The organism is Candidatus Symbiothrix dinenymphae (genome assembly GCF_001431085.1).
In genome coordinates, this window is the sequence record NZ_BBRU01000268.1 from 1 (window position 1) to 8,479 (window position 8,479).

The 8,479-nt window shown below is 42.9% G+C and carries 7 protein-coding genes and 1 pseudogene; 3 read left to right on the forward strand and 5 right to left on the reverse strand.

Going from position 1 to position 8,479, the window contains the following annotated elements; genetic code table 11:
* Positions 1 to 333, reverse strand: a pseudogene (locus ASC50_RS07380) (glycosyltransferase family 2 protein); the annotation flags it as partial.
* Between the two features lie 683 nt (positions 334 to 1,016).
* On the opposite strand from ASC50_RS07380, the gene ASC50_RS03480 reads away from it, so the two are divergent.
* Positions 1,017 to 2,246 carry a 3-deoxy-D-manno-octulosonic acid transferase gene (locus ASC50_RS03480; protein WP_102134489.1) on the forward strand — a complete coding sequence of 410 codons (1,230 nt, stop codon included), beginning with the start codon at positions 1,017 to 1,019 and terminating at the stop codon, positions 2,244 to 2,246.
* Here the strand turns inward: ASC50_RS03480 and ASC50_RS03485 are convergent.
* The 4 genes from ASC50_RS03485 to ASC50_RS03500 are packed head-to-tail and all read right to left on the reverse strand — an operon-like array spanning position 2,243 to position 6,743.
* Positions 2,243 to 3,193 carry a KpsF/GutQ family sugar-phosphate isomerase gene (locus tag ASC50_RS03485; protein WP_055432184.1) on the reverse strand — a complete coding sequence of 317 codons (951 nt, stop codon included), beginning with the start codon at positions 3,191 to 3,193 and terminating at the stop codon, positions 2,243 to 2,245. The two genes, ASC50_RS03480 and ASC50_RS03485, sit on opposite strands and share 4 nt — an antisense overlap.
* A gap of 12 nt (positions 3,194 to 3,205) precedes the next feature.
* Positions 3,206 to 3,964, reverse strand: a complete 759-nt coding sequence (gene kdsA / locus ASC50_RS03490) for a 3-deoxy-8-phosphooctulonate synthase (protein ID WP_055432183.1) — start codon at positions 3,962 to 3,964, stop codon at positions 3,206 to 3,208.
* Positions 3,961 to 4,686: a 3-deoxy-manno-octulosonate cytidylyltransferase gene (gene kdsB, locus ASC50_RS03495; RefSeq protein WP_055432182.1), complete on the reverse strand. Its 726-nt coding sequence runs from the start codon at positions 4,684 to 4,686 to the stop codon at positions 3,961 to 3,963. Before kdsB ends, kdsA begins: the two co-directional genes overlap by 4 nt.
* Positions 4,683 to 6,743, reverse strand: a complete 2,061-nt coding sequence (locus ASC50_RS03500) for an LTA synthase family protein (RefSeq protein WP_055432181.1) — start codon at positions 6,741 to 6,743, stop codon at positions 4,683 to 4,685. Before ASC50_RS03500 ends, kdsB begins: the two co-directional genes overlap by 4 nt.
* 105 nt (positions 6,744 to 6,848) lie before the next feature.
* On the opposite strand from ASC50_RS03500, the gene ASC50_RS03505 reads away from it, so the two are divergent.
* Complete coding sequence (locus ASC50_RS03505; protein WP_055432180.1) at positions 6,849 to 7,955, forward strand: DUF262 domain-containing protein; 1,107 nt, start codon at positions 6,849 to 6,851, stop codon at positions 7,953 to 7,955.
* Positions 7,952 to 8,443, forward strand: a complete 492-nt coding sequence (locus ASC50_RS03510; protein WP_056928718.1) for an AAA family ATPase — start codon at positions 7,952 to 7,954, stop codon at positions 8,441 to 8,443. The genes ASC50_RS03505 and ASC50_RS03510 overlap by 4 nt, the downstream gene beginning before the upstream one ends.
* The last annotated feature ends 36 nt before the right edge of the window (positions 8,444 to 8,479 follow it).

Here is an 8,479-nt window from a genome sequence, read left to right on the forward strand (position 1 = left end):
GCCGTTTGCAGCCAGCAATTCTTTGGATTGTGCATCCTGCACAAACAGGGTCGTAAAATTTTTCAGGATGTTGCGCCAAGTGCGACCATACCACTTAAAAAAAATCTGCTTGGGCATGAATCGCGCCTCAACAACTTTGATGCCTTTCTTTTCCACTGCAACAATATGTGAACGCCCCGCGCCCGAAGGACGTTGTTGGTCTAATCCGTCCAGATAGATATACAGATTTTCCTCCCCCAGTTGGCTGCCATAGTAGGCTATCCAACGGTTAAGAAAAAACTCATCGTTCCTTGCCATTGTGATGGCACCTATTTTTTTATTATTGCGATTCATTGTCAGTATTCATAAATATCTTTAATTGAAGTATTTAGCGATTTCGGCGCATAATATGCATTATGTTAAATAGACCACAACTGCGTTGTGTTTCATTTGTTATGTTTGTATTTATGTTGTAATTACAATGTCATTTAAATGGATAGATAGAAAAAACCGATTTTGATAAATTTTTTTATGACTATCCGCAATCATACCACTTGGCTTTCGCTCCTTGTCCCGCAGGGACAGCACTTTATTAACCGTAGACTTCAGTCTACGGTATGAAAAGGCTAAGATTCCATTAGTCCCGCATGGGACGGCACTTTATTAACCGTAGACTTCAGTCTGCGGTATAAACAATGTGTCGTCCCATGCGGGACTTTGGGGTGGTTCTGTCACTCCCGTAGACTGAAGTCTACGGTTAATAAAGTGCTGTCCCTGCGGGACAAAGAAGGCCGCATTTTACCTACACCAAGCGTTATATTTCACAATCGCCAAAACCAAATATGTTAAAAATTTCAGCAACCCAAACATTTTAACACTTTTCCTATTGTTTATCAAAAAAAGATTATTATCTTTGCCGCGATTTTCGCGCAAGTTGCTATGTTTTTTGATTTTTATGTTGCAAATCATGCAAAATTCTATTTAACATAATGCATATTATGCGCCGAAATATCTAAATATCTCACTTAAAATCAATTATGATGTATAGCATAGGTATTTTTTTCTACTCTTTGGCGGTGCGGTTGGCTGCTTTTTTCAACTGCAAGGCGCAGTTGATGGCTGACGGTCAGAAGCAGACTTTTGACTTGTTGAGGCAAAAAATCGACCCGCAGGCAAAATATGTGTGGTTTCACGCTGCCTCTCTGGGCGAATTTGAGCAGGGGCGACCGTTGATTGAGAAAATCAAACGGCAGCATCCGCAGACAAAAATTCTGCTCACTTTTTTTTCGCCTTCGGGCTATGAAGTGCGCAAGAACTACTCGGAAGCGGATGTTGTGTGCTATCTGCCACTTGATTTCAAGAAAAATGCCGAGCAGTTTTTGGACCTGGTGCCGTTGGATAAGGCTATTTTCATCAAATATGAATTTTGGAAAAACTATTTGGACACGTTGAGGCAACGTGGCATCCCCACTTACATTATTTCGGCGCGATTCATGCCCAAGCAGATTTTTTTTAAGTGGTATGGTCGCACTTGGCGCAACATCCTGAAAAATTTTACGACCCTGTTTGTGCAGGATGCACAATCCAAAGAATTGCTGGCTGCAAACGGCATTCGCAACGTGGTTGTGAACGGCGACACCCGTTTTGACCGCGTGCACGAAATCTTTGTGCAGAAAAAGCAACTGCCTTTGATTGAGCAATTTTTGCATATTTCGGAAGGCAAAAAAGACTTGACATTAGTGGCAGGAAGCACTTGGCAGCCCGATGAACACCTGCTCATCCCGTATTTCAATGCACATCCCGAACTGAAATTGCTCATCGCGCCACACGAAATCGGCGAAGACCGCATCCGGCAAATCACGAGCCAACTCAAACGCCCTTGTCTGCGCTATTCCGAACTGACGGAAGCCAATGCAGGCACGGCTGATTGCTTGATTATTGACTGTTTTGGACTGCTCTCGTCCATCTATCGCTACGGAGAGATTGCCTACATTGGCGGCGGATTTGAAACCGGTCTTCACAATGTGTTGGAGGCTGCTGTGTATGGCATTCCGGTGCTTTGGGGACCCCAATACGCCAGATTCAGGGAGGCGAAAGAGTTGATTGCTTTTGGCGGCGGATTGTCGGTGCGCGATGCCGCCGAGTTCAACAACCGCATGGACGAATTAGTGCTTAAGCCCGACCGGCGCAAAGAAATCGGTAAAAAAGCGGGATTGTTTGTTACCCAAAATTTGGGCGCAACCGATACAATTTATGCAAAAATCTAAAGCATACATTGATAGGATTCGACCACGCCGATTAAAACACCATTGTCAATCACGACCAAAGTGTGCACGTTATGCTCCTTAAATATGGTTGCAGCCGACATTATGCTCTCCGAACTGCCGATTACACGGGGATTTCGATTGATGATGTTTTCGATTGATATATTCAAAACTTCTTGATTATCATACTTTTGAAATGATTTGCGAACATCGCCGTCCGACACAATTCCCTCTATTGTGCCATTATCGACGATGATTGCCAACGACAGACGCGCCTTGCTCATTTCGAGCAAAGTTTCGCCGATTTTTGCCTGCGACGACACTATCGGGAGGTCGTTGGTGCGCATCACATCTTTCACGCGCATCAGCAGGCGTTTTCCCAAACTGCCTCCCGGATGAAACTGGGCAAAATCTTTTGCCTGAAAACTGCGCCGGTTGATGAGTGCGCAGGCTATCGCATCGCCCATTGCCAGCATAGCGGTGGTGGACGAAGTGGGTGCCAAATTTAGCGGACACGCCTCCTTTTTGACCGCGATATTCAAGTGATAATTCGACCACTGCGCCAACAGCGAGTTGGGGTTGCCGGACATGGCGATTAGGGGGACTTTTCGTTCCACCAAAAGCGGGATAAAACGCAGCAGTTCATCCGTTTGCCCCGAATAGGAGATGGCGAGTACGACATCGTCCGCCGTGACCATGCCCAAATCGCCGTGGAAAGCATCCAAGGGGTTGATAAAAAAGGACGGCGTGCCGGTGCTCGCCAATGTGGCGGCGATTTTCGCCCCGATATGCCCCGATTTGCCAACGCCCGTGATGATTAGTTTGCCTTTGCATTGGTAGGTCAACTCAATTGCCTTGTCGAAATCGTCCGTCAATTGCGGAATCAAATCCAATAATGCTTGCGCCTCATCTTGAAGGCAGCGGATGGCATCGTTTTTTATTTTGCTCATACCTTTTTTTATTTATAATAGGGAAGATATAACAGTTTCTAACTCTTTCAGATACAGCATATTCGGACCATCGCTGAGGGCTTTGTCCGGATTGGGATGCGTTTCAAAAAAATAGCCGGTTGCGCCAAAAGCCTTGGCTGCAAGTGCCATAGCGGGGATAAATTCGCGGTTGCCGCCCGTTTTGCCGCCTGCCGACCCCGGACGTTGAACAGAATGCGTGCAGTCCATAATCACGTGCGGTGTGAATTGTTTCATATCCGCAATGTTCCGAAAATCAACGGCTAAGTTGTTGTAGCCGCACACATTACCGCGCTCCGTGAGCCATATCTCACGCCCGTTTGCCTCTTTTACCTTCTCAACCGGATATTTCATGTCCTGTCCGGAAAGGAATTGCGCTTTTTTGATATTGACAACTTTGCCCGTTTGAGCGGCTGCCACCAAAAGGTCGGTCTGGCGGCAGAGAAATGCCGGAATTTGAATCACATCCACCACCTCGCCCACCGGTGCCGCTTGGCAGGACTCGTGAATGTCGGTCAATAACGACAATCCGTACTTGGATTTTATGTCTGCTAACATTTGCAATCCACGTTCCTGTCCCGGACCTCTGTAAGACCGGATGGACGTGCGATTGGCTTTGTCGAAAGAGGCTTTGAACAGGATATTGATGCCATATTTGGCATTCAATCGCACTAATTCTGCGGCAACTTCTTCCAAAATGCCGCCGGATTCGATGACACAGGGACCTGCTATGAAAATTGGTTTGCTGTTCATTTTCCAAAAGATTTAAGGACGTGTTCCACCTGCGCAATGTGCTCCGGCAAATCCACTCCAATGGTTTCAAACTCTGTTTCGTGAGCGCGGAGTTTGTAGCCGTGCTCCAACGCGCGCAGCTGTTCCAGCGATTCGCCTATCTCCAACTCCGTTTGGGGCAAGGTGGGATAGAGCATCAGAAAATCGCGCTTGTAGGCATAAATCCCGATGTGTTTGAACACCCGCGCTTTGCCTCGCACATTGGACGGGACGACCGAGCGCGACATATACAGGGCATCACCTTTCAAATCGGTTACAATCTTCACTGCATTCACGTCCTCGATGGCGGACTGTTCGGTAAGTTCCTTTTTCAGAGTGCCGAAATAAACGCTCTTGTCCTTAAAAATTTCAATCACCTGCTGAATCATTCGGGGGTCAATCAGCGGCTCGTCGCCCTGCACATTTACGAACAAATCGCCCTCCACTTTGCGCGCCACTTCTGCCACCCGGTCGGTGCCTGTTTTATGATTGGAAGAAGTCATAACCACCTCCAAACCATATTGTTGGCACGCTTTTTCTATTCGTTCATCGTCGGTTGCGACAAAAACAGCCGAAAATTCTGCCACTTTTTTTGCCTGCTGATAGACCCACCAAATCATCGGCTTGCCGCAAATATCGGCAAGCGGCTTCCCCTCGAAGCGGGAAGAATTGTATCTTGCGGGAATCACTCCAATTATTCTCATTGGCTTGTATTTTTATTGTTACTTGTATTTATAGTCAGTTGATTTTCGCTCATCCGCATCATATATTGCTGAATGATAGCCTTTAACATTGTTTCCATTTGTACTTGTGTCGTATTAGAAACGGGGGGGGGCGTGCGACTTGTTTGCGATGTTTTAACAAAGTGTTCTGCCAAATTATTTTGAAGCAGAGTGTCGGATTTGTAGGCATAGACCGCATTTGTTTGTTGCCCGTCGAACTGCAAAAAATAATCATCGTAAATAAATTGGTAGCGCGGCTCATTGTAGTTGGCTACGAATTTATCCTCCGCTTGGGTCGTAAGGATGTCTTGACCGAAAGCAAAATAGGGCATGTCGTAGTTCATATAGCTCAAAATAGTTGGCATGATGTCTATCTGCTGCACCGCCATGGTATCCACAAACCCTTTGAGGTCACTGCCCGGATGGTAGAATAAAATGGGAACAGAATACCTGTTTATATCCGTATAGTATTCATCGTGAGAAACTTTACTGGTGTGGTCGGCGGTGATAACAAATAGGGTGTTTTCAAACCAATCATACAGTTTCATAGTTTTAAAAAACTGTCTTATGGCATAATCCGTGTATCCGATAGCCTTAGCAATAGTTTCTTTGCCTTCGGGGAATTTTCCTTCATAGCGTTCCGGAATTTTGAATGGTTGATGCGAACTGAGGGTAAACACGGTGGTCATAAAAGGTTGCCTGAACGTACCCATTTTTGTGGCGTAGAATTGCATAAATTCCTCATCCCATACGCCCCAGATGCCATCAAAGTCTTTGTCGCCATACTCGTCCAATCCGAAATAGTCATCAAATCCGGCTTGCCTGGCATACGAAGAAAAACCCATCGAAGCGTTGCGCCCACCATGGAAGAATGCTGAATAATAGCCTTTTTCTTTCAAAACTTTTGGGATGCCACTGATGTCATTGACATTGTAGGGTGTGACGATGAATGGTTCCATGAACCGCGGGATGCTCGACAATATCGCCGGCATACCATCAATTGACTGGCGACCGTTGGCGTAAGAATATTTAAAAGTCAGACCTTCGGTGTATAAGGAGTCCAGAAAAGGGGTGTATCCCTTGTAAGTGCCATCTTCCAGATGCTTGTTGAACCAACCGGAGTATTCTTTGCTAAAACTTTCGAGGATAAGCACCACCACATTGAGCGGCTTGAAATCTCCTTGAGGTGTTGGCAAATGTATTGGGGAGTAAATGGCGGCCAGTTCAGCCTCATCCTGAAAATAGTGAGGATTTCGGTAGGCTTTCTGATTCACTGTCCGAATGATGCTGAAAGGGGTGTTGAGAACGATGGCAATCTCCGAATTTTTATTGGCGTATTTATTGGCATGATAGAGTGCCAGTGGGCGTGAATCAGTGCCATGAAAAGCTGCCACAAAGTTGATATGCCCACGTATGCCGATGATGGTGCCGAATACAAGCAGACACATCAGAAGGCTATGTACGCCATAATAGTGGGTATTTTTCCATCGGGTATCTCTGTCCTCTCCTCCACTACCACACAGCAATTTTTTTGCGCTTGGTTTGCAGTGCAACTTATAGATACCAAAAATCAGTAAGCCGACAAAAATAACGACATACCAATAGTCGAGGAGGCTATATCCCACAATTTTGGCGATGTTGTTTTCGTTTTGAAATTCCGTAAACACAGTGCTGGTTGTTCGCCGATTAGTGAACGGGAAATAGGCGAAATCGCAGCAGTTGGCAATCACGCCGCAACTGTTAGTAACCACGAACACCCACGTGGCCATGGTCTGGTAGAGGGTGTTCAACCTGAATTTGAACGGCAAAATCTGCATCAAAATATACAACAAGTTGGTGTACATGATGGCGGCGATGTCGAATTGCACTCCGCCTCCGAGCAGGGTCAAGAAATGCCCCTGTGTCATGTCGGAGAAATAACTGATGTTGACTAAGAAGAAAGCGATGCGTAAGAGAAAATAGACCACCAGCATCAGCCCCAGATTACAGAGGACTGCGAAAGCAGGCTCTGCTTTTATCTTATTCCAAAATAACTTCATCTTGTTTATCCTTTTATGGGTGCAAAGGTACGGAATTTTAGTTATTTTTAGAAAAAAATAAGCAGCAATTAAAAATAAAGTTGTACCTTTGCAGAAAATATTCTTATGGAAGAACAAAAAGAAATAATAGAGTTCGACACAGATACCGCTTTTGAGGATAAGACAGAAGATGGTGGTATCTATCCTTATGACCCTGCTTATTCTGATATTGAGGTAATTGAAAATCCATTTACTATCTTTGAATATTTACGACAATTGGACAGAGGTAAAATCGTAATACAGCCCGATTTTCAAAGAAATCAAGTTTGGAACCTTGCCCAAAAAGGTAAATTTATTGAATCTATACTGTTGAGTTTCCCTTTGCCTCCTATTTATTTGAATGAAACTAAAGATTCAAAATATGTAGTCATTGATGGATTACAACGTACTACCACATTGAAAGAATTTTATTTTGGCAATTTAAAATTAGAAAAATTAGAGGCATTGCCTAAATATAATGGGTTGATTTTTAAGGATTTGCCGGAAACATTACAGTCAAAGTTTGAAGATAAAAAATTAACAATTTTTACCCTTAAACCTTCTACTCCAATGGTTGTAATTTATGATTTATTTAATCGTATCAATACAGGAGGAACGCAATTAAATAGGCAAGAGGTTCGCAATTGTATCTTTATTGGAAAATCAACCCAATTGCTCAAAGAATTATCCGAAAAAACATACTTTAAGAAAGCAATTGCGGATGGAGTAAGTAATAATAGAATGAAAGACAGAGAAGTTGTTTTGCGTTATTTGGCTTTTCGTTGGTTTAACTACGAAGATGAATATACCGGCGATATGAGCAAGTATATCGAATCTGCAATGATAAAAATCAACAAAATGGATGATGATACTATTCAGCAGATAAAAACTGATTTCAAAAAAGTGATGAGACATTCACTTTCTATTTGGGACAATAAAAATTTTAGAATACCAACCACAGAAGGTAGAGGTGTAATAAATACGGCTATCTTGGAAACAGTATGTAATTATTTGTCTTCAAAAAGTGATGATTTTATTGAAAAGAATAAACAAGCCATAAAGAAGAACTATACAACACTTGTCAATGATATTACATATCGCGATGCAGTAACACGTTCAACAGGTAACAAAGCAAAAGTTTTAGATAGATTTAGACTTGCACACGAAATATTAAATCAAAATACAATATTATGATAAAGGAAATACAAATACAAAATTTTAAATGCTTTCAACAAGCAATCTCATTTGAGTTTTCCCAATTAAATTTACTCACAGGAGTAAATGGGAGGGGAAAGTCATCTTTATTGCAAGCTTTCTTAGTGTTATCACAGTCAGCTTGGCAGAATGCAACTTTAAAAAAGTTAATAATCAACGGAGAGCTATTGCAATTAGGAAACTTTGATGATATAAAAAATAGTGAAACTCCACGAGGAGAAGATATTAAGTTTACATTTGTAATAGCTACACCGAATATTTCACAAGTGAGAATTAACTACAAAGAAAATCCGGAAGATGTTTTAATTGCCGATTGTACTAAGTTTGAACATAGTGGGCAGGCGATTTTTCTTGATTTGATAAAAAAGATTCATTTTGTTAGTGCAGATAGACTTGGTCCATTAAAATATGTATATAAAACTTTAAATGCTTTCAACAAGCAATCTCATTTGAGTTTTCCCAATTAAATTTACTCACAGGAGTAAATGGGAGGGTGACGGCAG

Excerpts from the sequence above, each read along its gene's own strand:
- ASC50_RS03500 (WP_055432181.1), bottom strand. The coding sequence starts at position 6,743 with ATGAAGTTATTTTGGAATAAGATAAAAGCAGAGCCTGCTTTCGCAGTC.
- ASC50_RS03485 (WP_055432184.1), bottom strand. The coding sequence starts at position 3,193 with ATGAGCAAAATAAAAAACGATGCCATCCGCTGCCTTCAAGATGAGGCG.
- ASC50_RS03510 (WP_056928718.1), top strand. The coding sequence starts at position 7,952 with ATGATAAAGGAAATACAAATACAAAATTTTAAATGCTTTCAACAAGCA.
- kdsA (WP_055432183.1), bottom strand. The coding sequence starts at position 3,964 with ATGAACAGCAAACCAATTTTCATAGCAGGTCCCTGTGTCATCGAATCC.
- kdsB (WP_055432182.1), bottom strand. The coding sequence starts at position 4,686 with ATGAGAATAATTGGAGTGATTCCCGCAAGATACAATTCTTCCCGCTTC.
- ASC50_RS03480 (WP_102134489.1), top strand. The coding sequence starts at position 1,017 with ATGATGTATAGCATAGGTATTTTTTTCTACTCTTTGGCGGTGCGGTTG.
- ASC50_RS03505 (WP_055432180.1), top strand. The coding sequence starts at position 6,849 with ATGGAAGAACAAAAAGAAATAATAGAGTTCGACACAGATACCGCTTTT.